Source organism: Micromonospora sp. BS32 (genome assembly GCF_059089345.1).
This window is the reverse complement of the sequence record NZ_JBSSHR010000068.1, coordinates 1-629: the sequence shown is the minus strand read 5'-3', so window position 1 is coordinate 629 and position 629 is coordinate 1. Positions and strand designations below refer to the sequence as shown.

Genomic DNA, 629 nt, shown 5'->3' with positions numbered 1-629 from the left:
CGCCTGGGAGGCGCGCGCCCTGGTGATGCCGATGCCCGGGGTCGAGGAGCTGTTCGGCGGGCTGCTGGGCGCCGACGGGGTGCGGCCGGTGGAGGACCCCAACCCGCCGCGCCGGGTGCGCCCGGGCAAGGAGGCCCAGCGGCTGTACCGCGAGCTGGTCCGCAAGGCGCACCCCGACCTGGCGCAGGACGACACCGAGAAGGAGCGCCGCAGCGGCTTCATCGCGCGCGTCAACGAGGCGTACGCCTACGCCGACGAGGCGGGGCTGCGCGAACTGGCCGCCGAGTGGGAGGCCGGGCCGGTGCCGGTCGCGGACCTGCCCAGCGAGGCCGAGGTGCTCTACGCCCGGCTGGAGTGGCTGGCCGAGCGCAAGGAGAAGCTGGCCGCGCTGGCCGCGGAACTCGACGAGAGCGCCATCGGGCAGATGATGAAGCTCGCCCCCGACGACCCGGACGCGCTGCTGCCGCTGTACCAGCCGGTGCACGGCCCGACGGGCCCCGACGGCCACGCCCCGGTCACCGGCCTGGCCGGGCTGCTGACCGGCCGGGTCCACGACTACTCCGGCGGCGAGCGGGTCGAGTCCGCCCCGGACCCGGCGCAGGCCGAGCGGATGGCGCAGGCCCGTAACC

The 629-nt window shown here is 76.6% G+C and carries 1 protein-coding gene; it reads left to right on the top strand.

Annotated elements, in window-relative coordinates; translation table 11 throughout:
• A partial coding sequence (locus AC5RWQ_RS30275) for a J domain-containing protein (RefSeq protein ID WP_494286013.1) occupies positions 1–629 on the top strand: 629 nt, incomplete at both ends.